The organism is Streptomyces sp. NPDC001606 (assembly GCF_053596835.1).
Genome location: NZ_JBSFHC010000023.1, coordinates 13,483 through 37,520 on the forward strand (window position 1 = coordinate 13,483; position 24,038 = coordinate 37,520).

The window sequence follows — 24,038 nt, forward strand, 5'->3', positions numbered from 1 at the left end:
GGTCCCCGACCGGCCGGTGCCTACTGAAGAACCGGTCAGTCGGTAGGGAAGAGTCTTTCGAGGACGACGGCGATGCCGTCGTCCTCGTTCGACAGGGTGACCTCGTCGGCCACCGCCTTCAGTTCCGGATGGGCGTTGGCCATGGCGACCCCGTGCCCGGCCCACTCGAACATCGGGACGTCGTTGGGCATGTCCCCGAACGCCAGCGCCCGGTCGGCGCCGGTGCCGAGCCGCTCAGCGGCCAGCGCCAGCCCGGTCGCCTTGGTCACCCCGCGCGGCTGTAGCTCCACCATGCCCGGGCCCGACATGGTGACCGTCGCCAGCGACCCCACCACCGCGCGCGCGGTGGCCGCCAGCTCGTCGTCCGACAGGGTGGCGTGGCGCAGCAGCACCTTGCTGATGGGCGCGGACCACAGGTCGTCGCGCCGGCCGACCCGGACCGCGGGCAGGGCCGGATGCGGCATCCGGTACCCGGGCTCGATGAGCGTGAGCCCGTCCACCCCGTCCTGGTCGACGGCGGCGAAGACCTGTCCCACCTCCGCCTCGATCTTGCCGAGTGCCGTCTCGGCCAGCTCCCGGTCCAGCCGTACCGACCACACCAGACGGCCGGCCCCGGCGTCGTAGACCTGCGCGCCCTGCCCGCACACCGCGAGCCCCGTGCAGCCGAGCACGGCCAGCAGGGACCGTACCCGCGGGGCCGGGCGGCCCGTGACCACCAGATGCCGGGCACCGGCCCGCGCCGCCCGCGCGAGCGCGGCGAGCGACCGGTCGGAGACGGTGTCGTCACCGCGCAGCAGGGTTCCGTCCAGGTCGGTGGCGATGAGTGAATATGCGGGGGAGGGTGCCATGATCAGAGAATACGGACACCACGCCCCGCCGACTCATCTGTCACAGCGCGCACTTGTGTGCTGATCACCCCCAACTGGTGTGTGTCTTCCCGCCGATGACGCACCGCGTCGGCCAGAACTCAGCCGTGGGCCGCGGCCAGGTGCTTCGCCAGGCGCGGGGAGGCGAAGTCCGTACCGCACACGAAGCGCATCACCGGGCCGTACGAGGACGCCGCCGGCAGGCCGGTGAAGTACAGGCCGGGTACGGAGGAGACGAAGCCGGCACCGAGCTTGGGCGTGCCCCGGCTGAGCGCGAGCCGGGTGCGCAGCTCATGGCCGAGGAAGTCCATCGCCGCGATGTCGACGCGGTAGCCGGTCGCGGCGATGACATGGTCGGCGGTGAGCCGCTCGGTACGGCCGCCGTGGGTGCGGACGGTGAGGACGGGGGTGCCGTCCGGCGCCTCGGCGCTCACCACCCGCTGCACCTCCCGCACCTGCACGGCGCTCTCGAAGCGCTCGCGCAGCCACCAGGCGCCGAGCGGGCCGAGGACCCGCCGGACCAGGTAGTGGCGGGTGGCCTCGGGCAGGTGGCGGTAGGGCTGCGCGTGGTAGCTGAGCGCCCACAGCGACCAGGCGCGGCCGAACGGGGACTCGGGGCGCAGCTTCGGCTGGTCCCAGGGCGGGGCGCCGAAGGCGACCCGGCCGCGGCCGCGCGCGACCACGCGCACCCGTGCGCCCGCCTCGGCGGCGAGCGCCGCCGTCTCCAGCGCGGACTGGCCGGCGCCGATCACGATCAGCTCCTTGCCGGCGAAGCGGCCGAGGTCGTGGTGCTGGGAGCTGTGCGAGACCGGGCCCGCCGGGGCGGGGCCGCCGGCCGCCGCACCGGCCAGTTCCGGGGGCAGATGCGCCAGCCCGGACAGGCCGGTGGCGACGACGACCGCGCGCGCGGTGAACAACTCCCCCGAGTCCAGCTTCAGTTCGAAGCCTCCGCTCCTGTCCCGGTCCACGGAGACGACCCGCACTCGCTCCAGGTCGGGGACCAGCCGCTGCTGGAACCACTCGCCATAGGCGATGAACGTCTCCGCCGGGATGATGTCCTCGTCGGTCACCAGGCGGCGGATCCCGGCCGCGTCGCAGTAGTCGCCCAGGGTGTGGCCGGACTGCGGGCAGTGGAAGCTGGAGGCGGCGGGGGTCGATTTCAGGAGCATGCCCTCGGGCATGTGGTCACGCCAGCTGACCATGGGGTCGCCGAAGACCCGGGCGGGGATGCCGCGCGCCCGTAGATGGGCGGCGGTGGACAGGCCGAACGGCCCCGCCCCGATGACTGCAACCGGTCGCATCACGAAGTCCCTCCCCAGGACGCGGTGCGCCACCCCTCGGTGGCCTTGCCTACTTCGTGGAGGTGCTGCCGCCGCGGCGGTTGGTCCGCCACAGCTGATAGAGGTGCTTCGCGCCCGGGCGCACGAAGCGGGCGAGCATCGTGAGGAACGGCAGCGGGTCGTCGCCCGCGAACCAGGCCAGTTCGGTCCCGCTCGCCCTCGCCGGTGCGTGCGGCGTCGTATAGCCGCTGCGGCGGTAGGCGAGGAGGGCGGGCAGGTCGATGTTCTCCACGATGTAACGGTGGCCGGTGCGCTGTTCCCCCTCCGGAACGGTGCGGCCGGTCAGGTCCAGGTGCATCGCGCGGACGACGTCCACCCCCGACTCGCTCTCGAAGAGCCGGAACTGGGCGCCCATGCGCGGGTTGAAGTCGAGGAGCTTGTACTGTCCGTCGCGCCGGTCGAAGCGCAGGTCGAGGTCGATGATGCCGCTGAAGCCGATCTGTTTGATGAAACGGGTGGCGAGGTCGGAGAGTTCCGGGTTGTCGACGACGTACGCGTTCGCCGTCATGCCCGCGTGCGGCGGCCAGGAGCGGACCTTCACCCCGGTGAACAGCGCGAGCGGGGCGGAGTCCCGGTCGAAGCAGGCGTGCACGATCCAGTCCTCGGCCTCCTCGCGCGGCAGATACTCCTGGAGGACCACTCCGGGGTCGTCGCCCCAGTCGCGGGCGAGGCCGAGCAGGCCCGCGCGGGTGGCGATCCGCGTGGTGCCGTTCACCGCGGGGCGTTCACGGCGGACGAACGCCTCGCGGTTCTTGGCCACCACCGGGAAACGGGCCGTGTCGGCGAAGGCGGCGATGTCGTCGTACGAGCGCGGGAACGCGGTCTGCGGGCACGCGACACCGTGTTCCACGCACAGTTCGTGCAGTCCCTGTTTGCTGGCGAGCCGGCGGGGCAGCGCGGGGTCCACGCGCGGGAAGAGGAAGGAGCCGGCCAGCTCGTGCTGGTGCTCGGCGATCAGTACGGCGGCCTCCTCGTCCGTCGGGACCAGCACCGCCGGGCGGCCGATCCGGCGGCCGATGCGCAGCAGGCCCTCGACCAGGTGGCCGGGGTCCTCCGCGCCCGTCGTCGGCCAGACGAACGCCTTCTTCAGATAGCGCGAGGCGGCGGCCGGCGTGTACGCGTCCTCGGTGACGGCGTACATGGGCACCCCCAGCCGGCCCAGGCTGCGGATGGCCCCCACACCGCCGTGGTGCAGCGGATAGTCGCCGAACTTGACGATCAGTCCCGGTACGTCACGGTCGACCTCGAACGGCATGCCGACGGCGGTCTTGGCCACGGGTCCCCCCACGTGTCCCCCCAACGGAACGGACCCACCCCGTCCGTGTCCCAAAGGACGCTAAGCCGGAATTGCCCGCTCCGACAAGGGTCATTCGGACATTGCGAACCCTTTAGACATTGTGCGAGCAACCTTTCGAGCGGTGCGCCGAGCGTCGTACCGCGCGCGGACGCCACCGCCGTGCCGGGAGGCCTGGGGCTCTGCCCAAGACATGCCACCCGGCCGTAACGTGTGGCGCAACCACATGGAACGCATCGCCATGCATGGCGCGGATGAGAGTGAGGCAGCACCACATGCCCCCCTTCGACGTCCCCGAGGGCGACCCCTTCGGCCCGCACAACCTTCCCTATGGCGTGTTCTCGCCCTCCGGCAGCACGGAGCGAAGGGTCGGTGTCCGGCTCGGGGACCACGTCCTCGACGCGGGCGCCGCGGCCGCCGCGCTCGGCTCGCCGTACCACTCCCTGCTCGCCCGTCCCACCCTCAACCCGCTGCTGGCCGCCGGCCGCACCACCTGGTCGGACGTACGGCGCGCCCTCACCTCCTGGATCACGGACCCCGTCCACCAGGAGGCGATCGAGCCGCTGTTCCACCCGCTGTCCGAGGTCACCCTGCACCTGCCCGTCGAGGTGGCGGACTACGTCGACTTCTACGCCTCGGAGAACCACGCCAGGAACGTCGGCCAGATCTTCCGCCCGGACGCCGAGGACTCCCTCACGCCCAACTGGAAGCACCTGCCGATCGGCTACCACGGCCGCTCCGGCACGATCGTCGTCTCGGACACGGACGTCGTACGGCCCTCCGGGCAGCGCAAGGGTCCCGGTGACCCGGCACCCGTCTTCGGACCGTCGGTCCGGCTGGACATCGAGGCCGAGGTCGGGTTCGTCGTGGGCATGCCCTCCGAGCTGGGCCGGCCGGTCGCACTGGCCGACTTCGAGGACCATGTCTTCGGCCTCTGCCTGCTGAACGACTGGTCCGCGCGGGACATCCAGGCCTGGGAGTACGTCCCGCTCGGCCCGTTCCTCGGCAAGTCCTTCGCGACCTCCGTGTCGGCGTGGATCACCCCGCTGGAGGCGCTGGAACACGCGCGCGTGGCGCCGCCGGAGCGCACGCACCCGCTGCTGCCCTACCTGGACGACTCGGCGCCCGGCATCGAGCCCGGCGGCTACGACCTGCGGATGTCCGTCTCGATCAACGGCCATGTCGTCTCCGAACCCCCCTTCTCCACCATGTACTGGACCGCCGCCCAGCAGCTGGCCCACATGACGGTCAACGGCGCCTCGCTGCGCACCGGCGACCTGTACGGCTCCGGCACGGTCAGCGGGCCCGAGGAGCGCCAGCGCGGCTCCCTGCTGGAACTGACCTGGAACGGCCGCGACCCCCTCGAACTCCCCGACGGCAAGCGGGCGTTCCTGGAGGACGGCGACGTGGTGACCCTGTCCGCGTGGGCCCCGGGCCCGGACGGCACCCGGGTGGGCCTCGGCGACGTCACCGGGCGGATCGTGGCGGGCTGAGGCACCGGCCGGCCCACGGGCGGCGGCGGTTCGTCCCGGGCACCTGACGTGTGCCGCGTGTCCCGTCATACTGACGGGACACGCACCACCCAGCGGCGCGCGTCCCCGCGCGCCGCCGCCGATATCCGCACACCTCTCCGACCAGGAACCGGAGCCCCGGCATGACCGTCTGCCTGCTCCTGCTGAGTGTCGTCGCGCTGACGGCGGCCGTCCCGGCACCGCGCGCGCTGACCCGCGCCGGCTGGCCCGAGCGGGAACCCGTGGTCGCGTTGTGGGTGTGGCAGTGCCTGGTCGCCACCGTCCTGCTGTGCTGTCTGACGGCACTGGTGCTGGGCGCGGCGGCCGTCTTCCACACCGTCCGCGACCGGGTGTTCGCGCCGGCGCCGCCCTCCGTCACCGCCGCCTACGACCTCTCCGCCGCCCCCGTGTGGGCCACCGCGCTGACCGTCGTGCTGGCCTGCGGGGCCGCCTGGACGACCGCGATGCTCGCCCGGGAGCTGGTCGAGGCCCGTCGCAGCCGCGACCAGGCCCGGGCGCAACTGCGCGAACGCGCCCCCGAGCTGCCGGCCGGGCTGCCCGCGGCGCGCGGTCCGATGCTGGTGCTGGAGGACGAGTACCCGGACGCCTGGTGGATGCCCGGGCACCCGGCTCAGCTCGTCGTCACCACGGGGGCGCTGCACCGGCTCACCGACCACCAGCTGGACGCCGTCCTGACCCACGAGCGGGGTCACGCCCGCGCCCACCACGACTGGCTGCTGCATCTGTCCACCGCGCTCGCCACCGGCTTTCCGCGCGTGCCGCTCTTCGCCCACTTCTGCGACCAGACGCACCGCCTGGTGGAACTGGCCGCCGACGACGCCGCCTCCCGGCGCTGCGGGCATCTGACGACCGCCCTCGCGCTGATCGAGCTGAACCAGCACCGGGGCGTGCTGTCCTGCGCCTCCAGCCGCCGGCTGCTCGGCGAACGCGTGGACCGGCTGCTGGAGCCGCCGCCCCGGCTGCTGCGCCGGCAGCGGGCCCTGACGACGACGGTGGCCGCGCTGGTGCCGCTGCTGCCCCTCCTGATCACCTTCGCGCCCGGACTGCTGACGACGCTGGCCTGACCGGCCGGGCGGCGGTGCGGCGGTGCGGCCGGGCGAACGGCAGCTCCGTCCAGTCGCCCGCTATATCCAGTCGTCCGGCTCCGGCTCCGGTTCCTCGGCCGGCTCGGGCCAGTGGTCCTCCTGGCCTGGGCCGGCGGCCGGGTTCGGGGCCGGGTTCGCGCCGTCGAGGGTCGCCAGCACCGCGAGGACGCCCTCCCCGTAGGTCGCCAGCTTCTTCTCGCCGACGCCGTTCACCGTGCCCAGCTCCCGCACCGAGCCGGGCCGGCGGGTGACGATCTCCCGCAGGGTGGCGTCGTTGAAGATGAAGTACGCCGGGACGCCCTGCTCCCGGGCCTGCTCGGCACGCCAGGCACGCAGCGCCTCGAAGGCGGGCAGCAGCTCGTCGGGCAGCTCGGCCGCGGCGGCTCTCGGCTTGCGGTCGCCGCCCGAGGAGCCCGACCGGGACCGGGAGACGGCCGGCTTCTTCGGCTCCTTGCGCAGCGGCACCTCGCGCTCCCGCCGCAGCACCGAACCGCTCGCCTCGGTGAGCACCAGCGTGCCGTACTCCCCCTCGACCGCGAGCAGCCCCTGCGCCAGCAGCTGCCGGATGACGCCCCGCCACTCCGCCTCGGTGAGGTCCTGGCCGATGCCGAACACCGACAGCTGGTCGTGGTCGAACTGGATCACCTTGCCGGTGCGCTTGCCGAGCAGGATGTCCACGATCTGCATCGCGCCGAACTTCTGCCCACGCTCCCGCTGGAGCCGTACCACCGTCGACAGGGCCTTCTGGGCGGCGATCGTGCCGTCCCAGGTCTCCGGCGGGGTGAGGCAGGTGTCGCAGTTGCCGCAGTCCGCGGCCGGGGCGTCCTGGCCGAAGTAGGCGAGCAGCTGGCCGCGGCGGCAGCGGGCGGTCTCGCAGAGCGCGAGCATCGCGTCGAGGTGGGCCTGGGCCCGCCGGCGGAACGCCTCGTCGCCCTCGCCGGACTGGATCAGCTTGCGCTGCTGGATGACGTCGTTGAGGCCGTACGCCATCCAGGCCGTGGAGGGTAGGCCGTCCCGGCCGGCGCGGCCGGTCTCCTGGTAGTAGCCCTCGATCGACTTGGGCAGGTCCAGGTGGGCGACGAAGCGCACGTCCGGCTTGTCGATGCCCATGCCGAAGGCGATGGTCGCCACCACGACCAGGCCGTCCTCGCGCAGGAACCGGGACTGGTGCGCGGCGCGGGTGCCCGCGTCCAGGCCCGCGTGGTACGGCACCGCCGCGATGCCGTTGGCGGTCAGGAACTCCGCCGTGCGCTCCACCGAGTTGCGGGAGAGGCAGTACACGATGCCGGCGTCGCCCGGGTGCTCCTCGCGGAGGAAGGCGAGCAGCTGCTTCCTGGGGTCGGCCTTGGGGACGATCCGGTACTGGATGTTGGGCCGGTCGAAACTGGCGACGAAGTGGCGGGCCGACGGCAGGTTCAGCCGCTGGGTGATCTCCTCGTGGGTGGCGCGCGTGGCCGTGGCGGTCAGGGCGATCCGCGGGACGTCCGGCCAGCGCTCGCCGAGGAGGGACAGGGTGAGATAGTCCGGGCGGAAGTCGTGGCCCCACTGGGACACGCAGTGCGCCTCGTCGATCGCGAAGACGGAGATCTTGCCGCGGGAGAGCAGGTCGAGCGTGCCCTCCAGACGCAGTCGCTCCGGGGCCAGGTAGAGCAGGTCCAGCTCGCCGGCCAGGAACTCGGCTTCGACCGTGCGACGCTCGTCGAAGTCCTGGGTGGAGTTGATGAAGCCGGCCCGCACACCGAGGGCGCGCAGGGCGCCCACCTGGTCCTGCATGAGCGCGATCAGCGGGGAGATCACTATGCCCGTACCGGGCCTGACCAGGGCGGGGATCTGGTAGCACAGCGACTTGCCGCCGCCGGTCGGCATGAGGACGAGGGCGTCGCCGCCCGCCACCACATGCTCGATGATCGCTTCCTGCTCGCCCCGGAAGGCCTCGTATCCGAAGACCCGGTGCAGTGTGGCCAGCGCCTCGCTGGCGGCCGCTCCCGGCCCCTCGGTCACCCTTGGCATCTCGCTGATCCCGCCCGTCGCGCCCATCGTCCTGTCCCCCGCCGGTCCCCCGTGTGTCGTCCGTCGACCACTTCCTCAACGATAGGGGGCCGGACCGACAGCCCCGAAGTTATCCACAGGCTCGGTCGGATCCGGTGCGGTGTCGCTCGTCACTGCGCCAGGAAGCGGACAGTCCCGCTGCCCGGCGCCCTCGGGGAAGAGGGAGCCGGGCAGCGGCCGGTCCGGTGGGCAGGGTCAGCGCACGAACACCCCGGCCTGGCCCGCCAGGTCCAGGAAGTACTGGGGTGCCACACCCAGGACCAGCGTGACCGCGACGCCGACCCCGATCGCCAGCGTGGTCAGCGGCGACGGCACGGCCACGGTCGGGCCCTCGGGCCGCGGTTCGCTGAAGAACATGAGCACGATCACCCGGATGTAGAAGAACGCCGCGATCGCCGAGGAGATCACACCGATCACCACCAGCGGGACCGCGCCGCCGTCCGCCGCCGCCTTGAACACGGCGAACTTCCCCGAGAACCCGGAGGTCAGCGGGATACCGGCGAAGGCCAGCAGGAACACCGCGAACACGGCCGCGACCAGCGGCGAGCGGCGGCCGAGCCCCGCCCACTTGGACAGGTGGGTGGCCTCGCCGCCCGCGTCGCGGACCAGGGTGACCACGGCGAACGCGCCGATCGTCACGAACGAGTAGCCGGCCAGGTAGAAGAGGACCGAGGAGACGCCCTCCTTCGACGTGGCGATGACACCCGCGAGGATGAATCCGGCGTGCGCGATGGACGAGTACGCCAGCAGTCGCTTGATGTCGGTCTGGGTGATCGCGACGATCGCGCCGCCCAGCATGGTGATGATGGCCACCGCCCACATCACCGGCCGCCAGTCCCAGCGCATGCCGGGCAGGACGACGTACAGCAGGCGGAGCAGGGCGCCGAACGCGGCCACCTTGGTCGCCGCCGCCATGAAGCCGGTCACCGGGGTCGGGGCGCCCTGGTAGACGTCGGGCGTCCACATGTGGAACGGCACCGCGCCCACCTTGAACAGCAGCCCCATCACGATCATCGCGGCGCCGACCAGCAGCAGCGCGTCGTTGCCCATGGTGTTGGCGAGGGCCGGGTCGACGTCGGTGACCGTGCCGTCGACGACCTGGGCGATCCGCGCGTACGACACGGAGCCCGCGTAGCCGTAGAGCAGGGCGATGCCGAACAGGGTGAAGGCGGAGGCGAACGCGCCGAGCAGGAAGTACTTGACCGCGGCCTCCTGCGACATCAGCCGCTTGCGGCGGGCCAGCGCGCACAGCAGGTACAGCGGCAGGGAGAAGACCTCCAGGGCCACGAACAGGGTCAGCAGGTCGTTGGCCGAGGGGAAGACCAGCATGCCGCCGACCGCGAAGAGGAGCAGCGGGAACACCTCGGTGGTGGTGAACCCGGCCTTGACCGCGGCCTGCTCGCTGTCGCTGCCGGGCACGGATGCGGCCTGGGCGGCGAAGGAGTCGACGCGGTTGCCGTGCGCGGCCGGGTCCAGGCGCCGCTCGGCGAAGGTGAACAGGGCGACCAGAGCGGCCAGCAGGATCGTGCCCTGGAGGAAGAGGGCCGGGCCGTCGACCGCGATCGCCCCCATGGCGGCGATGTGCGCCTTCGTGGTGCCGTAGCCGTCGGCCGCCAGCCCGACCACCGCGGCGAACGCGGCGCACAGCGCCACGACGGAGACGAACAGCTGGGCGTAGTAGCGGGATCTGCGCGGGACGAACGCTTCGATCAGCACGCCGACGAGCGCGGCGCCGATGACGATCAGAGTCGGCGACAATTGTCCGTATTCGATCTTCGGCGCCGGGATCTTGGCGATCGGGTCGGCCGCGGTTGTCCACAGGCTGTGGACGGCTGTTGCGCTCACTTGGCCGCCTCCACCGAGGGCTTGGGGTCGGTCTTGTGTACGTCGGACATGGTCTGCTGGACCGCGGGGTTGACGATGTCCGTGACGGGCTTCGGGTAGACGCCGAGGAAGATCAGCAGCACGATCAGCGGGGCGACGACCACGAGTTCCCGCACCCGCAGGTCGGGCATCGCCGACACCTCGGGCTTCACCGGGCCGGTCATCGTCCGCTGGTACAGCACCAGGGTGTAGAGGGCGGCGAGGACGATGCCGAAGGTGGCGATGATGCCGATCGCCGGGTAGCGCGTGAAGGTGCCGACCAGGACCAGGAACTCACTCACGAACGGTGCGAGACCGGGCAGCGAGAGCGTGGCGAGGCCGCCGATCAGGAAGGTGCCGGCGAGCACCGGGGCGACCTTCTGCACTCCGCCGTAGTCGGCGATGAGCCGCGAGCCGCGCCGGGAGATCAGGAAGCCGGCGACGAGCATCAGCGCGGCCGTGGAGATGCCGTGGTTGACCATGTACAGGGTGGCGCCGGACTGGCCCTGGCTGGTCATCGCGAAGATGCCCAGGATGATGAAGCCGAAGTGGGAGATCGACGCGTACGCCACCAGACGCTTGATGTCCCGCTGGCCGACGGCGAGCAGCGCGCCGTAGACGATGCTGATCAGCGCCAGTACGAGGATCACGGGCGTCGCCCACTTGCTGGCCGCGGGGAACAGCTGGAGGCAGAAGCGGAGCATCGCGAAGGTGCCCACCTTGTCGACGACCGCGGTGATGAGGACGGCGACCGGGGCGGTGGACTCCTGCATGGCGTTGGGCAGCCAGGTGTGCAGCGGCCACAGCGGCGCCTTCACCGCGAAGGCGAAGAAGAAGCCGAGGAACAGCCAGCGTTCGGTGCCGGTCGCCATGTGCAGCGTGCCGTTCGCGCGCGCGTGGGCGATCTCCTGGAGGGAGAAGTTCCCGGCGACCACGTAGAGGCCGATCACCGCGGCCAGCATGATCAGGCCGCCGACCAGGTTGTAGAGCAGGAACTTCACCGCGGCGTACGACCGCTGCCGCGAGGCCGCCTCCTCCCCGTGCTCGTGCGCACGGTCCCCGAAGCCGCCGATGAGGAAGTACATCGGAATGAGCATCGCTTCGAAGAAGATGTAGAAGAGGAAGACGTCCGTGGCCTCGAACGAGATGACCACCATCGCCTCGACGGCGAGGATCAGCGCGAAGAAGCCCTGGGTGGGCCGCCAGCGGCGGCTGCCCGTCTCCAGCGGATCGGCGTCGTGCCAGCCGGCCAGGACGATGAAGGGGATCAGCAGGGCGGTCAGCGCGATCAGCGCGACCGCGATGCCGTCGACGCCCAGCTCGTACCGGACCCCGAAGTCCTTGATCCAGGCGTGGGACTCGGTGAGCTGGTAGCGGGCGCCGCCCGGGTCGAAGCGGACCAGGACGGTGATCGCCAGGGCGAGCGTGGCGAGCGAGACGAGCAGCGCCAGCCACTTGGCGGCGGTGCGCCGCGCGGCCGGCACGGCGGCCGTGGCGACGGCCCCGAGCGCCGGGAGCGCCGCCGTCGCTGTCAGCAGGGGAAAGGACATCGGTATCAGACCGCCCTCATCAGCAGGGTCGCGGCGACCAGCAGGGCCGCGCCGCCGAACATCGAGACCGCGTAGGAGCGGGCGAAGCCGTTCTGGAGCCGGCGCAGCCGTGCGGACAGACCGCCGAAGCCGGCCGCCGTGCCGTTGACGACACCGTCCACCAGGGTGTGGTCGACATACACCAGGGAGCGCGTCAGGTGCTCGCCGCCGCGCACCAGGACCACATGGTTGAAGTCGTCCTGGAGCAGGTCGCGGCGGGCCGCGCGGGTGAGCAGGGAGCCGCGCGGGGCGACGGCCGGGACGGGCTTGCGGCCGTACTGGGCCCAGGCGATGCCGACGCCGATGACCAGGCAGACCATGGTGGCCCCGGTGACCGTCGCGGCGCCCACCGGGGAGTGGCCCTCACTGTGCCCGGTGACCGGCTCCAGCCAGTGCAGGAAGCGGTCGCCGATGCTGAAGAAGGCACCGCCGAAGACCGAGCCGAACGCCAGCACGATCATCGGGATCGTCATGACCTTCGGGGACTCGTGCGGATGCGGTTCCGTGTGCGCGCCGCGCGTCTCGGCGGCCGGTTCCACGCTGGGCTCGGCCGGGGACGGGGTGGGCTGGTTCCGCCAGCGCTCCTCTCCGAAGAACGTCATCAGCATCACGCGCGTCATGTAGAAGGCGGTGATGGCGGCGCCCAGCAGGGCCACGCCGCCGAGGATCCAGCCCTCGGTGCCGCCCTTGGCGAAGGCCGCCTCGATGATCTTGTCCTTGGAGAAGAAGCCGGACAGGCCCGGGAAGCCGATGATGGCGAGGTAGCCGAGGCCGAAGGTGACGAACGTGACCGGCATGTACTTCCGCAGGCCGCCGTAACGGCGCATGTCGACCTCGTCGTTCATGCCGTGCATGACCGAACCGGCGCCGAGGAAGAGGCCGGCCTTGAAGAAGCCGTGGGTCACCAGGTGCATGATCGCGAAGACGTAGCCGATGGGGCCGAGGCCCGCGGCGAGGACCATGTAGCCGATCTGGGACATGGTCGAGCCGGCCAGCGCCTTCTTGATGTCGTCCTTGGCGCAACCGACGATCGCACCGAACAGCAGCGTGACCGCGCCGACCACGGTGACGGCCAGCTGGGCGTCGGGGGCCGCGTTGAAGATCGCTGCCGAGCGGACGATGAGGTACACGCCCGCGGTGACCATCGTCGCCGCGTGGATCAGGGCCGAGACCGGGGTCGGGCCCTCCATGGCGTCGCCGAGCCAGGACTGGAGCGGCACCTGCGCGGACTTGCCGCAGGCGGCGAGCAGCAGCATCAGGCCGATCGCGGTCAGCTTGCCCTCGGAGGCGTCGGTGGCGTGGCCGAGGACCGGGCCGAAGGCGAAGCTGCCGAAGGTGGTGAACATCAGCATGATCGCGATCGACAGGCCCATGTCGCCGACCCGGTTGACCAGGAAGGCCTTCTTCGCTGCCGTGGCAGCGCTCGGCTTGTGCTGCCAGAAGCCGATCAGCAGGTAGGAGGCGAGACCGACGCCCTCCCAGCCGACGTACAGCAGCAGGTAGTTGTCGGCGAGGACCAGCAGGAGCATCGCCGCGAGGAACAGGTTCAGGTAGCCGAAGAAACGGCGGCGGCGCTCGTCGTGCTCCATGTACCCGACCGAGTACAGGTGGATCAGCGAGCCGACACCCGTGATCAGCAGCACGAACGTCATGGACAGCTGGTCCAGGCGGAGGGTGGCGTCCGCCTGGAACCCGGCCACCGGGACCCAGCTGAACAGGTGCTTGACGAGGGTGCGGTGTTCGGCGTTCCTGCCGAGCAGATCGGCGAACAGGACCAGGCCGAACACGAAGGAGACGGCCGACAGGAGCGTGCCGACCCAGTGGCCGACGCGGTCCAGGCGCCGGCCGCCGACCAGCAGGACGGCCGCTCCGAGCAGGGGCGCCGCGATGAGCAGCGCGATCAGGTTCTCCACGATTCTTCCGACCCCTTACAGCTTCATCAGGCTGGCGTCGTCGACCGAGGCCGAGTGGCGGGTGCGGAACAGCGACACGATGATCGCGAGGCCCACCACGACCTCCGCGGCGGCGACGACCATCGTGAAGAAGGCGATGATCTGGCCGTCGAGGTTGCCGTGCATCCGGGAGAAGACGACGAACGCGAGGTTGCAGGCGTTCAGCATCAGTTCGATGCACATGAAGACCACGATGGCGTTGCGCCGGATCAGGACGCCGGTCGCACCGATCGTGAACAGCACCGCGGCGAGGTAGAGATAGTTGACCGGGTTCACTTCGACGCCTCCTCGGACCGCTTGAACGTCGCCGGTTCGACCGCCCTGCGCTCCAGGCGTTCCTCCGCGCGCTGCTCCAGCGCCCTCAGGTCCTCCAGCGCCTCCGCGGACACGTCACGGATCTGGCCGCGCTCGCGCAGGGTCCGGTTGACGGTCAGCTCGGAGGCGGTGCCGTCGGGGAGCAGGCCCGCGATGTCCACGGCGTTGTGCCGGGCGTAGACACCGGGAGCGGGCAGCGGCGGGACGTGCGTGCCCTCGCGGACGCGCTGTTCGGACAGCTCGCGCTGGGTGCGGGCGCGCTCGGTGCGCTCGCGGTGGGTGAGCACCATGGCGCCGACGGCGGCCGTGATCAGCAGGGCGCCGGTGATCTCGAACGCGAAGACGTACTTGGTGAAGATGAGGGAGGCGAGGCCCTCGACGTTCCCGCCCGCGTTCGCCTTGCCGGCGCCGTCGAAGTCCTTCAGGGAGGCGTTCCCGATGCCCGCCAGGAGCAGCACGCCGAAGCCTGTCCCGCACAGCAGGGCCAGCCAGCGCTGGCCCTTGATGGTCTCCCGCAGCGAGTCGGCGGCCGTGACGCCGACGAGCATCACCACGAACAGGAACAGCATCATGATCGCGCCGGTGTAGACGACGATCTGCACGATGCCCAGGAAGTAGGCGCCGTTGGCGAGGTAGAACACCGCCAGGACGATCATGGTGCCGGCCAGGCTCAGGGCGCTGTGCACGGCCTTCTTCATGAAGACGGTGCCCAGGGCGCCGAGCACGGCGACGGTGCCGAGCACCCAGAACTGGAAGGCCTCGCCGGTCGAGGTGGAGTAGGCGGCGAGCTGCGCGCTCATGCCTCCACCTCCTCGGTGTCCGCGCCCTCGGCGGTCTCCCCCTTGGAGACGGCGACCTGGCGGACCGTGCCGGGCGCGGCCTGGGTGACCACGCCCCGGTAGTAGTCCTGTTCGTCCGTGCCCGGGAAGATCGCGTGCGGGGTGTCGACCATGCCCTCCTCGAGACCGGCGAGCAGCTGCTCCTTGGTGTAGATGAGGTTGGCGCGGCTGGAGTCGGCCAGTTCGAACTCGTTGGTCATCGTGAGCGCGCGCGTGGGGCACGCCTCGATGCACAGGCCGCACAGGATGCAGCGGGCGTAGTTGATCTGGTAGACGCGGCCGTACCGCTCGCCGGGCGAGTAGCGCTCCTCGTCGGTGTTGTCGGCGCCTTCGACATAGATGGCGTCGGCGGGGCAGGCCCAGGCGCACAGCTCGCAGCCGACGCACTTCTCCAGGCCGTCCGGATGGCGGTTGAGCTGGTGCCGTCCGTGAAACCGCGGAGCCGTGGTCTTCTTCTGCTCCGGGTACTGCTCGGTCAGCCGCTTCTTGAACATGGCCTTGAAGGTCACGCCGAAGCCGGCCACGGGGTTCAGGAAACCGGGCTTGGTCTCCTTGGGCTCCTCAGCCATCGGACGCCTCCTTTCCCTGCGAAGATCCGACAGTTCCGTCACTGACAGTGTCCGGCCCGCCACTGACAATCAGCTCCCGCTCGCGGCGGGGGCGCCGCCTGGGCACCGGCGGCAGCTCCTGTCCGGGCAGCGGCGGCACGGGGAACCCGCCCGCCATCGGGTCGAATTCCGGCTCGGCGGCCACCTCCTCGGCCGCCTGCGCCTTCGCCCGGAACATGTCGGCGACGAAGGAGATCAGCAGCAGCGCGAGGACGCCGCCGCCGACGTACAGGGCGATGTCGGCGAAGTCGTAGTTCTCGTTGCGCAGCGCCCGTACGGTCGCGACCAGCATCAGCCAGGTCACCGAGACCGGGATGAGGACCTTCCAGCCGAGCTTCATCAGCTGGTCGTAGCGGACCCGCGGAAGCGTGCCGCGCAGCCAGATGAAGAAGAACAGCAGCAGCTGGACCTTGATCACGAACCAGAGCAGCGGCCACCAGCCGTGGTTCGCGCCCTCCCAGAAGCCGCTGATCGGCCAGGGCGCGCGCCAGCCGCCGAGGAACAGGGTGGTCGAGACGGCCGAGACCGTCACCATGTTGACGTACTCGGCGAGCATGAACATCGCGAACTTGATCGACGAGTACTCGGTGTTGAAGCCGCCGACCAGGTCGCCCTCGGACTCCGGCATGTCGAAGGGCGCGCGGTTGGTCTCGCCGACCATGGTGACGATGTAGAGGATGAAGGAGACCGGCAGCAGCAGGATGTACCAGCGGTCGTGCTGCTGCTCCACGATCCGGGACGTCGACATCGACCCCGAGTAGAGGAACACGGACGCGAACGCGGCGCCCATGGCGATCTCGTACGAGATCATCTGCGCGCAGGAGCGCAGGCCGCCGAGGAGCGGATAGGTGGATCCGGAGCTCCAGCCCGCGAGCACGATGCCGTAGATGCCGACGGAGGCGACCGCGAGGATGTAGAGCATCGCGATCGGCAGGTCGGTGAGCTGCATCGTGGTGCGCTGGCCGAAGACCGAGATCTCGTTGTCGGCCGGCCCGAAGGGGATCACCGCGATCGCCATGAAGGCCGGGATGGCCGCGACGATCGGCGCGAGGACGTACACCACCTTGTCCGCGCGCTTGACGATGACGTCTTCCTTGAGCATCAGCTTCACGCCGTCGGCGAGCGACTGGAGCATGCCCCAGGGCCCGTGCCGGTTGGGGCCGATGCGCAGCTGCATCCAGGCGACGACCTTGCGTTCCCAGACGATGGAGAACAGCACGGTCACCATCAGGAAGGCGAAGCAGAAGACGGCCTTGACGACGACCAGCCACCACGGGTCGTGGCCGAACATCGAGAGGTCTTCAACAGCGAGGTACGGGCTCATGCCTCCACCTCCTCAGGGGCCTCTCCGGCGACTGCCGCCGGGCCGATACGGACGAGGGAGCCGGGCCGCGCCCCGGTGTCGGAGGCGACGCCGGAACCGGCGGAGTTCAGCGGGAGCCAGACCACCCGGTCGGGCATCTCGGTGATCAGCAGCGGCAGTTCGACGCGGCCGGCCGGGCCGGTGACCACGAGGGTCTCGCCGTCCCGCACACCGGCTTCGGCGGCCGTCGCGGCCGACACGCGTGCGCGTGCGGCGTGCCGGGTGCCGGCGAGCGCCTCGTCGCCCTCCTGGAGGACGCCCTGGTCGAGCAGGAGCCGGTGCCCGGCGAGCACCGCCTCGCCGGCGGCCGGCCGGGGCAGCACGCCCGCCACCTCCAGGGGATCGGTGGCCCGGGCGCCGTCCCAGGAGCCGAGCCGGTCGATCTCCGCGCGGGTGCTGCGCAGATCGGGCAGGCCCAGCCGGCAGCGTCCGTCGGCGCCTTCGGCACGGTCCATGGCGTCGGCGAGCATGTGCAGCACGCGCGTGTCGGTCGGCGCCAGGCGGCGGGTCATCTGCTCGGGCTTCAGCGCCGCCTCGAAGAAGCGCACGCGGCCCTCCCAGTTGAGGAAGGTGCCCGCCTTCTCGGCGACCGCGGCGACCGGCAGGACGACGTCGGCGTGCTCGGTGACCTCGCTGGGCCGCAGCTCCAGCGAGACCAGGAAGCCGACGCTGCGCAGCGCCTCACGCGCGCGTGCCGGGTCGGGCAGGTCCGCGACCTCGACGCCCGCGACCACGAGGGCCGACAGTTCGCCGGTCGCGGCGGCCTCGATGATGTGGTGGGTGTCGCGGCCGTAGCGCAGCGGGAGTTCGGCGAGTCCCCAGGCGGCGGCGACCTGCTCCCGCGCGCGCGGGTCGGTCGCCGGACGGCCGCCCGGCAGCAGCGAGGGCAGCGCGCCCACCTCGATCGCTCCGCGCTCACCGGCCCGGCGCGGGATCCACACCAGCTGGGCGCCGGTCGCCGTGGCGGCGCGTACGGCGGCGGTGAGCCCGCCGGCCACGGCGGCCAGCCGCTCGCCCACGACGATGACGGCGCCCTCGGCGCGCAGCGCCTCGGCGGCACGGGTGCCCGGCTCCTCCAGGCCGACGCCGCCCGCGAGCGCGTCCAGCCACTCGGTCTCGGTGCCGGGAGCGGCCGGCAGCAGGGTGCCGCCCGCCTTCTCCAGGCCCCGGGTCGCGTGCGTGGCCAGCGCGAACACCCGCTGCCCGCGCTTGCGCCAGGCCTTGCGCAGCCGCAGGAAGACGCCGGGGGCCTCCTCCTCCGACTCGAAGCCGACCAGCAGGACGCCGGGCGCCTGCTCCAGCGCCGTGTACGTGACACCCGTACCGTCGAGGTCACGGCCGCGGCCGGCCACCCGGGCGGCCAGGAAGTCGGCTTCCTCGCCGCTGTGCACGCGCGCGCGGAAGTCGATGTCGTTGGTGTCGAGCGCCACGCGCGCGAACTTGCTGTACGCGTAGGCGTCCTCGACGGTCAGCCGGCCGCCGATGAGGACGCCGGCCCGGGAGCGGGCGGCGGTCAGGCCCCGCGCGGCCACGTCCAGGGCCTCGGGCCAGGAGGCGGGCTCCAGTACCCCGTCGGCGTTGCGGACGAGTGGGGTGTCGAGGCGGTCCTTGAGCTGTGCGTAGCGGAACGCGAAGCGCCCCTTGTCGCACACCCACTCCTCGTTGACCTCGGGGTCCGGGGTCGCGAGCCGCCGCATCACCTTGCCGCGCCGGTGGTCGGTGCGCACGGCGCAGCCGCCCGCGCAGTGTTCGCACACCGAGTGCGAGGAGACGAGGTCGAAGGGGCGGGAGCGGAACCGGTAGGCCGCCGAGGTGAGCGCGCCGACCGGGCAGATCTGGATGGTGTTGCCGGAGAAGTACGACTCGAACGGGTCGCCCTCGCCGGTGCCGACCTGTTGCAGCGCGCCCCGCTCGACCAGCTCGATCATCGGGTCGCCGGCGATCTGGTGGGAGAAGCGGGTGCAGCGGGCGCACAGCACGCACCGCTCGCGGTCGAGCAGCACCTGGGTGGAGATAGGTACGGGCTTCTCGTACGTCCGCTTGCGGCCTTCGAAGCGGGACTCGGCGTTGCCGTGCGACATGGCCTGGTTCTGGAGCGGGCACTCGCCGCCCTTGTCGCAGACCGGGCAGTCCAGCGGGTGGTTGATGAGGAGCAGCTCCATCACACCGTGCTGGGCCTTCTCGGCCACCGGCGAGGTGAGCTGGGTCTTCACCACCATGCCGTCGGTGCAGGTGATGGTGCAGGACGCCATCGGCTTGCGCTGGCCCTCGACCTCCACGATGCACTGCCGGCAGGCGCCGGCCGGGTCCAGGAGGGGGTGGTCGCAGAAGCGGGGGATCTCGATGCCGAGCTGCTCGGCGGCCCGGATGACCAGGGTGCCCTTGGGCACGCTGATCTCGATGCCGTCGATCGTCAGCGTGACGAGGTCTTCCGGCGGGACCGCCGCCTCTCCGCCCCCCGCGGGGGCGCTCGTGGTCACGGTCATGCGTTCACCTCCGGGCGGTCCGCCCAGGCCGTCGACTTGGCCGGGTCGAAGGGGCAGCCCCGGCCCGTGATGTGCTGCTCGTACTCCTCACGGAAGTACTTCAGCGAGGAGAAGATGGGGGACGCGGCGCCGTCGCCGAGGGCGCAGAAGGACTTGCCGTTGATGTTGTCGGCGATGTCGGCGAGCTTGTCGAGGTCGGCCATGGCGCCCTTGCCGGCCTCGATGTCCCGGAGCAACTGCACCAGCCAGTACGTCCCTTCGCGGCAGGGGGTGCACTTGCCGCAGGACTCGTGGGCGTAGAACTCGGTCCAGCGGGTCACCGCCCGCACCACGCAGGTCGTCTCGTCGAAGCACTGCAAGGCCTTGGTGCCGAGCATGGAACCCGCGGCGCCCACCCCTTCGTAGTCGAGGGGGACGTCGAGGTGCTCGTCGGTGAACATCGGCGTGGAGGAACCGCCCGGGGTCCAGAACTTCAGCCGGTGTCCGGGCCGCATCCCGCCGCTCATGTCGAGGAGCTGGCGGAGCGTGATGCCGAGCGGGGCCTCGTACTGGCCGGGGCTGGCGACATGGCCGCTGAGCGAGTAGAGCGTGAAGCCCGGGGACTTCTCGCTGCCCATCGACCTGAACCAGTCTTTCCCGTTTTTCATGATGGCGGGAACCGACGCGATCGACTCGACGTTGTTCACTACAGTCGGACAGGCATAGAGGCCTTCCACCGCAGGGAAGGGGGGACGCAGCCGCGGTTGGCCACGGCGGCCCTCGAGCGAGTCGAGCAGTGCGGTCTCCTCACCGCAGATGTACGCCCCGGCGCCGGCGTGCACGGTGAGAGTGAGGTCGAGCCCGCTGCCCAGGATGTTCTCGCCGAGATAGCCCGCCGCGTAGGCCTCGCGCACGGCCTCGTGCAACCGCCGCAGAACGGGGACCACTTCACCCCGCAGATAGATGAAGGCATGCGACGACCTGATGGCATAGCACGCGATCACAATGCCCTCGATGAGGCTGTGCGGGTTCGCGAAGAGGAGCGGGATGTCCTTGCAGGTCCCGGGCTCCGACTCGTCGGCGTTGACAACTAGATAGTGCGGTTTTCCATCACCCTGAGGAATGAACTGCCACTTCATTCCGGTCGGGAATCCCGCGCCGCCGCGGCCTCGCAGCCCGGACTCCTTGACGTACGCGATCACGTCGTCCGGTGACATGGCGAGCGCCTTGCGGAGCCCCTCGTACCCCTCGTGCCTTTGGTAGACGTCCAGGGTCCAGGACCGGTCCTCGTCCCAGAAGGCCGACAGCACGGGTGCGAGCAGCTTCTCGGGGCTGGTGTCCTTGAGTTCGGGTACCACGGTCATCACTCCCCCTCCTCGGTGGCAGGCCCTGCCGGGTGGGCAGGATCGGAGGCCGATGTCCGAAGCGGCGCGTCATGGGAACTGAGGTGCTCGGACGGCGACGGCTCGTGCACCGTGTCCTGCGGCACCTCCTGCGGACCTCCGCGCGGATGGACCACGCGCGCGGGTGCGGCCTCTCCCCTTGCCAGGCGAAGGCCCACCAGCGACGCGGGTCCCGCACTGCCGCTCTCCTCGACGGCCCCGGGCCGCTCGTCGGGGAAGCCGGCCAGGATCCGCGCGGTCTCCTTGAAGGTGCACAGCCGCGCCCCGCGCGTGGGCTCCACCGGCCGGCCCGCGCGCAGGTCGTCGACCAGGCGCTTGGCGCTCGCCGGGGTCTGGTTGTCGAAGAACTCCCAGTTGACCATCACGACCGGCGCGTAGTCGCAGGCCGCGTTGCACTCGATGTGCTCCAGGGTGACCAGGCCGTCGTCGGTGGTCTCGCCGTTGCCGACGCCCAGGTAGTCCTGGAGGGTCTCGAAGATCGCGTCACCGCCCATCACCGCGCACAGCGTGTTGGTGCACACGCCGACCTGGTAGTCGCCGGAGGGCTTGCGCCGGTACATGGTGTAGAAGGTGGCGACCGCGGTGACCTCGGCGGTGGTCAGGCCCAGCATGTCCGCGCAGAACCGCATCCCGGTGCGCGTGACGTGCCCCTCCTCCGACTGCACGAGGTGCAGCAGCGGCAGCAGCGCGGACCGGGAGTTCGGGTAGCGCGCGATCACCTCGCGCGCGTCCGCCTCCAGCCGGGCCCGGGCGTCGTCCGGGTAGGGGGGCGCGGGCAGCTCGGGCATGCCCAGGCCGACGCCCCGCTCCGTAGAAGAGGTGTTCACCGGTCGACGCCTCCCAGCACGGGGTCGATGGACGCAATGACGACGATGACGTCGGCCACCTGGCCGCCCTCGCACATCGCCGCCAGTGCCTGAAGGTTGGCGAAGGACGGGTCGCGGAAGTGGACCCGGTAGGGGCGGGTGCCGCCGTCGGAGACGACATGCGCTCCCAGTTCGCCCTTGGGTGACTCGACGGCCACGTACGCCTGTCCCGGCGGGACGCGGAAGCCCTCGGTGACCAGCTTGAAGTGGTGGATCAGGGCCTCCATGGAGGTGCCCATGATCTTCTTGATGTGGTCGAGGGAGTTGCCGAGCCCGTCGGGTCCCAGGGCGAGCTGGGCGGGCCAGGCGATCTTCTTGTCGGCGACCATGACCGGTCCGGGCTGGAGCCGGTCCAGGCACTGCTCGACGATCCTGAGCGACTGGCGCATCTCCTCCAGGCGGATCAGGAAGCGGCCGTAGGCGTCGCAGGTGTCGGCGGTCGGGATGTCGAAGTCGTAGGTCTCGTAGCCGCAGTACGGCTGGGTCTTGCGCAGGTCGTGCGGCAGGCCGGCGGAGCGCAGGATGGGGCCGGTGACGCCGAGGGACATGCAGCCGGTCAGGTCGAGATAGGCGATGTCCTGCATGCGGCCCTTGAAGATGGGGTTCCCGGTGGCGAGCTTGTCGTACTCCGGGAAGTTCTTCTTCATCTTCTTCACGAACTCGCGGATCTGGTCCACCGCGCCGGGCGGCAGGTCCTGGGCGAGTCCGCCGGGGCGGATGTACGCGTGGTTCATCCGCAGGCCGGTGATCAGCTCGAAGAGGTCGAGAATCATTTCACGATCACGGAACCCGTAGATCATGATCGTGGTGGCGCCCAGCTCCATGCCGCCGGTGGCGATGGCGACCAGGTGGGAGGACATCCGGTTCAGCTCCATCAGGAGCACTCGGATGATCTTGGCGCGCTCGGTGATCTCGTCCTCGATGCCGAGAAGCTTCTCGACGGCGAGACAGTAGGCGGTCTCGTTGAAGAAGGACGTCAGGTAGTCCATGCGCGTCACGTACGTGGTGCCCTGCGTCCATGTGCGGTACTCGAGGTTCTTCTCGATACCGGTGTGCAGGTAGCCGACGCCGCAGCGGGCCTCGGTGACCGTCTCGCCCTCGATCTCCAGGATCAGGCGGAGCACTCCATGGGTGGACGGGTGCTGGGGACCCATGTTGACGACGATGCGTTCGTCGTCGGCGCGGGCCGCGGACCGGACGACCTCGTCCCAGTCGCCACCGGTGACCGTGTAGACGGTGCCCTCGGTGGTTTCCCGGGCGGCTGCTGAGGGGGTGCTGCTGCTCACGAGTACGACCTCCGCTGGTCCGGAGCCGGGATCTGGGCGCCCTTGTACTCGACGGGGATGCCGCCGAGGGGGTAGTCCTTGCGCTGCGGGTGGCCCTGCCAGTCGTCCGGCATGAGGATCCGGGTGAGGGCGGGGTGGCCGTCGAAGACGATCCCGAAGAAGTCGTAGGTCTCGCGCTCGTGCCAGTCGTTCGTCGGATAGACGGAGACCAGCGACGGGACGTGCGGGTCGCTGTCGGGACAGCTGACTTCGAGGCGGATCAGCCGGTTGTGGGTGATCGAGCGCAGGTGGTAGACGGCGTGCAGCTCGCGTCCCTTGTCGTGCGGGTAGTGGACGCCGCTGACGCCGGTGCACAGTTCGAAGCGCAGGGCGGGGTCGTCGCGCAGGGTCTGGGCGACGCGGAGCAGGTGCTCGCGTTCGATGTGGAAGGTCAGCTCGCCCCGGTCGACGACCGTCTTCTCGATGACGTTGTCCGGGAGGAGGCCCTGTTCCTCCAGGGCGCCCTCCAGCTCGTCGGCGATCTCGTCGAAGGCGCCGCCGGGGCCGCCGTAGGGGCGGACCGCCGGTCCCGGGAGCCGGACCGAGCGGACCAGACCGCCGTAGCCGGAGGTGTCGCCGCCGTTGTTCGCGCCGAACATGCCGCGCTGGACGCGGATCTCCTCGCCGCCCTGGCCGCGCTGACCGGGAAGGTTGGAGGCGGAGAGGTCCTTCTCGGGGTTCACCCCGTTCGCGGACCCGTTCGCGCCGTGGGTGCCGTTGGCGTCGCTCACCGCAGCAGCCCCTTCATCTCGATCGTGGGCAGGGCCTTGAGCGCCGCTTCCTCGGCCTCGCGAGCCGCTTCCTCCGCGTTGACCCCGAGCTTCGAGGTCTGGATCTTGTGGTGCAGCTTGAGGATCGCGTCCATCAGCATCTCGGGGCGCGGCGGGCAGCCGGGCAGGTAGATGTCGACGGGCACGATGTGGTCGACGCCCTGCACGATCGCGTAGTTGTTGAACATGCCGCCCGAGGAGGCGCAGACGCCCATGGAGATCACCCACTTGGGGTTGGGCATCTGGTCGTAGATCTGCCGCAGGACGGGGGCCATCTTCTGGCTGACCCGGCCTGCGACGATCATCAGGTCGGCCTGGCGCGGCGAGCCGCGGAAGACCTCCATGCCGAACCGTGCCAGGTCGTACCTGCCTGCGCCGGTCGCCATCAGCTCGAAGGCGCAGCAGGCGAGGCCGAAGGTGGCGGGGAAGACGGACGCCTTGCGCACCCATCCCGCGGCCTGTTCGACGGTGCTCAGCAGGAATCCGCTCGGCAGCTTTTCTTCGAGTCCCATGT

19 protein-coding genes are annotated in these 24,038 nt (G+C 70.8%); 2 read left to right on the top strand and 17 right to left on the bottom strand.

Annotated elements, in window-relative coordinates; all coding sequences use genetic code 11:
* Positions 1 to 35: 35 nt before the first annotated feature.
* From ACWCV9_RS31990 to ACWCV9_RS32000, 3 genes are all read right to left on the bottom strand, one after another.
* Positions 36 to 848 (bottom strand): HAD family hydrolase, encoded by an 813-nt coding sequence (locus ACWCV9_RS31990; RefSeq protein ID WP_450791814.1) that lies wholly within the window; start codon positions 846 to 848, stop codon positions 36 to 38.
* Between the two features lie 119 nt (positions 849 to 967).
* On the bottom strand, positions 968 to 2,167 hold the full coding sequence (locus ACWCV9_RS31995) for an FAD-dependent oxidoreductase (RefSeq protein ID WP_450791816.1): 1,200 nt from the start codon (positions 2,165 to 2,167) through the stop codon (positions 968 to 970).
* A gap of 49 nt (positions 2,168 to 2,216) precedes the next feature.
* Entirely contained in the window at positions 2,217 to 3,461 is a 1,245-nt protein-coding gene (locus ACWCV9_RS32000; RefSeq protein WP_450792003.1) for a carboxylate--amine ligase, read from the bottom strand.
* Positions 3,462 to 3,775: 314 nt separating this feature from the next.
* Here ACWCV9_RS32000 and fahA point away from each other — a divergent pair, with 314 nt between their 5' ends.
* Both fahA and ACWCV9_RS32010 read left to right on the top strand, forming a co-directional pair.
* Positions 3,776 to 4,993, top strand: coding sequence for a fumarylacetoacetase (fahA, locus tag ACWCV9_RS32005; RefSeq protein ID WP_450791818.1), 1,218 nt, complete (start codon positions 3,776 to 3,778; stop codon positions 4,991 to 4,993).
* A 161-nt stretch (positions 4,994 to 5,154) separates the two neighbouring features.
* Entirely contained in the window at positions 5,155 to 6,096 is a 942-nt protein-coding gene (locus tag ACWCV9_RS32010; RefSeq protein WP_450791819.1) for a M56 family metallopeptidase, read from the top strand.
* Positions 6,097 to 6,156: 60 nt separating this feature from the next.
* On the opposite strand, the gene recQ is transcribed toward ACWCV9_RS32010, so the two are convergent.
* From recQ to ACWCV9_RS32080, 14 genes are all read right to left on the bottom strand, one after another.
* The gene (recQ, locus tag ACWCV9_RS32015; protein ID WP_450791820.1) at positions 6,157 to 8,154 is read right to left on the bottom strand and encodes a DNA helicase RecQ; all 1,998 of its coding nucleotides are present in this window, start codon (positions 8,152 to 8,154) and stop codon (positions 6,157 to 6,159) included.
* A gap of 207 nt (positions 8,155 to 8,361) precedes the next feature.
* Positions 8,362 to 10,011 (bottom strand): NADH-quinone oxidoreductase subunit NuoN, encoded by a 1,650-nt coding sequence (gene nuoN, locus ACWCV9_RS32020; RefSeq protein WP_450791822.1) that lies wholly within the window; start codon positions 10,009 to 10,011, stop codon positions 8,362 to 8,364.
* Positions 10,008 to 11,579: an NADH-quinone oxidoreductase subunit M gene (locus tag ACWCV9_RS32025; RefSeq protein WP_450791824.1), complete on the bottom strand. Its 1,572-nt coding sequence runs from the start codon at positions 11,577 to 11,579 to the stop codon at positions 10,008 to 10,010. Before ACWCV9_RS32025 ends, nuoN begins: the two co-directional genes overlap by 4 nt.
* Positions 11,580 to 11,584: 5 nt before the next feature.
* Positions 11,585 to 13,531 carry an NADH-quinone oxidoreductase subunit L gene (gene nuoL / locus ACWCV9_RS32030; protein ID WP_450791826.1) on the bottom strand — a complete coding sequence of 649 codons (1,947 nt, stop codon included), beginning with the start codon at positions 13,529 to 13,531 and terminating at the stop codon, positions 11,585 to 11,587.
* A 15-nt stretch (positions 13,532 to 13,546) separates the two neighbouring features.
* The gene (gene nuoK / locus ACWCV9_RS32035) at positions 13,547 to 13,846 is read right to left on the bottom strand and encodes an NADH-quinone oxidoreductase subunit NuoK (RefSeq protein WP_385841835.1); all 300 of its coding nucleotides are present in this window, start codon (positions 13,844 to 13,846) and stop codon (positions 13,547 to 13,549) included.
* Complete coding sequence (locus ACWCV9_RS32040) at positions 13,843 to 14,685, bottom strand: NADH-quinone oxidoreductase subunit J (protein ID WP_450791828.1); 843 nt, start codon at positions 14,683 to 14,685, stop codon at positions 13,843 to 13,845. Before ACWCV9_RS32040 ends, nuoK begins: the two co-directional genes overlap by 4 nt.
* A complete protein-coding gene (nuoI, locus tag ACWCV9_RS32045) occupies positions 14,682 to 15,293 on the bottom strand; it encodes an NADH-quinone oxidoreductase subunit NuoI (protein WP_450791830.1) in 612 nt (203 codons plus the stop codon). The genes ACWCV9_RS32040 and nuoI overlap by 4 nt, the downstream gene beginning before the upstream one ends.
* Positions 15,286 to 16,656 (bottom strand): NADH-quinone oxidoreductase subunit NuoH, encoded by a 1,371-nt coding sequence (nuoH, locus tag ACWCV9_RS32050; RefSeq protein ID WP_450791831.1) that lies wholly within the window; start codon positions 16,654 to 16,656, stop codon positions 15,286 to 15,288. Before nuoH ends, nuoI begins: the two co-directional genes overlap by 8 nt.
* Complete coding sequence (locus ACWCV9_RS32055) at positions 16,653 to 19,181, bottom strand: NADH-quinone oxidoreductase subunit G (RefSeq protein WP_450791833.1); 2,529 nt, start codon at positions 19,179 to 19,181, stop codon at positions 16,653 to 16,655. Before ACWCV9_RS32055 ends, nuoH begins: the two co-directional genes overlap by 4 nt.
* Complete coding sequence (gene nuoF / locus ACWCV9_RS32060; RefSeq protein ID WP_385841840.1) at positions 19,178 to 20,524, bottom strand: NADH-quinone oxidoreductase subunit NuoF; 1,347 nt, start codon at positions 20,522 to 20,524, stop codon at positions 19,178 to 19,180. Before nuoF ends, ACWCV9_RS32055 begins: the two co-directional genes overlap by 4 nt.
* Positions 20,524 to 21,390, bottom strand: a complete 867-nt coding sequence (nuoE, locus tag ACWCV9_RS32065) for an NADH-quinone oxidoreductase subunit NuoE (RefSeq protein ID WP_450791835.1) — start codon at positions 21,388 to 21,390, stop codon at positions 20,524 to 20,526. Before nuoE ends, nuoF begins: the two co-directional genes overlap by 1 nt.
* Positions 21,387 to 22,715, bottom strand: coding sequence for an NADH-quinone oxidoreductase subunit D (locus tag ACWCV9_RS32070; protein ID WP_450791837.1), 1,329 nt, complete (start codon positions 22,713 to 22,715; stop codon positions 21,387 to 21,389). Before ACWCV9_RS32070 ends, nuoE begins: the two co-directional genes overlap by 4 nt.
* Positions 22,712 to 23,485: an NADH-quinone oxidoreductase subunit C gene (locus ACWCV9_RS32075; protein ID WP_450791839.1), complete on the bottom strand. Its 774-nt coding sequence runs from the start codon at positions 23,483 to 23,485 to the stop codon at positions 22,712 to 22,714. The genes ACWCV9_RS32070 and ACWCV9_RS32075 overlap by 4 nt, the downstream gene beginning before the upstream one ends.
* Positions 23,482 to 24,036: a NuoB/complex I 20 kDa subunit family protein gene (locus ACWCV9_RS32080; protein WP_385841844.1), complete on the bottom strand. Its 555-nt coding sequence runs from the start codon at positions 24,034 to 24,036 to the stop codon at positions 23,482 to 23,484. The genes ACWCV9_RS32075 and ACWCV9_RS32080 overlap by 4 nt, the downstream gene beginning before the upstream one ends.
* Positions 24,037 to 24,038: the final 2 nt, after the last annotated feature.

Coding starts and splice junctions, on each gene's coding strand:
- recQ (WP_450791820.1), bottom strand. CDS start 8,154: ATGGGCGCGACGGGCGGGATCAGCGAGATGCCAAGGGTGACCGAGGGG.
- ACWCV9_RS31995 (WP_450791816.1), bottom strand. CDS start 2,167: ATGCGACCGGTTGCAGTCATCGGGGCGGGGCCGTTCGGCCTGTCCACC.
- ACWCV9_RS32055 (WP_450791833.1), bottom strand. CDS start 19,181: ATGACCGTGACCACGAGCGCCCCCGCGGGGGGCGGAGAGGCGGCGGTC.
- nuoF (WP_385841840.1), bottom strand. CDS start 20,524: ATGACCGTGGTACCCGAACTCAAGGACACCAGCCCCGAGAAGCTGCTC.
- ACWCV9_RS32040 (WP_450791828.1), bottom strand. CDS start 14,685: ATGAGCGCGCAGCTCGCCGCCTACTCCACCTCGACCGGCGAGGCCTTC.
- ACWCV9_RS31990 (WP_450791814.1), bottom strand. CDS start 848: ATGGCACCCTCCCCCGCATATTCACTCATCGCCACCGACCTGGACGGA.
- nuoH (WP_450791831.1), bottom strand. CDS start 16,656: ATGAGCCCGTACCTCGCTGTTGAAGACCTCTCGATGTTCGGCCACGAC.
- ACWCV9_RS32025 (WP_450791824.1), bottom strand. CDS start 11,579: ATGTCCTTTCCCCTGCTGACAGCGACGGCGGCGCTCCCGGCGCTCGGG.
- fahA (WP_450791818.1), top strand. CDS start 3,776: ATGCCCCCCTTCGACGTCCCCGAGGGCGACCCCTTCGGCCCGCACAAC.
- ACWCV9_RS32010 (WP_450791819.1), top strand. CDS start 5,155: ATGACCGTCTGCCTGCTCCTGCTGAGTGTCGTCGCGCTGACGGCGGCC.
- ACWCV9_RS32080 (WP_385841844.1), bottom strand. CDS start 24,036: ATGGGACTCGAAGAAAAGCTGCCGAGCGGATTCCTGCTGAGCACCGTC.
- nuoI (WP_450791830.1), bottom strand. CDS start 15,293: ATGGCTGAGGAGCCCAAGGAGACCAAGCCCGGTTTCCTGAACCCCGTG.
- ACWCV9_RS32000 (WP_450792003.1), bottom strand. CDS start 3,461: ATGCCGTTCGAGGTCGACCGTGACGTACCGGGACTGATCGTCAAGTTC.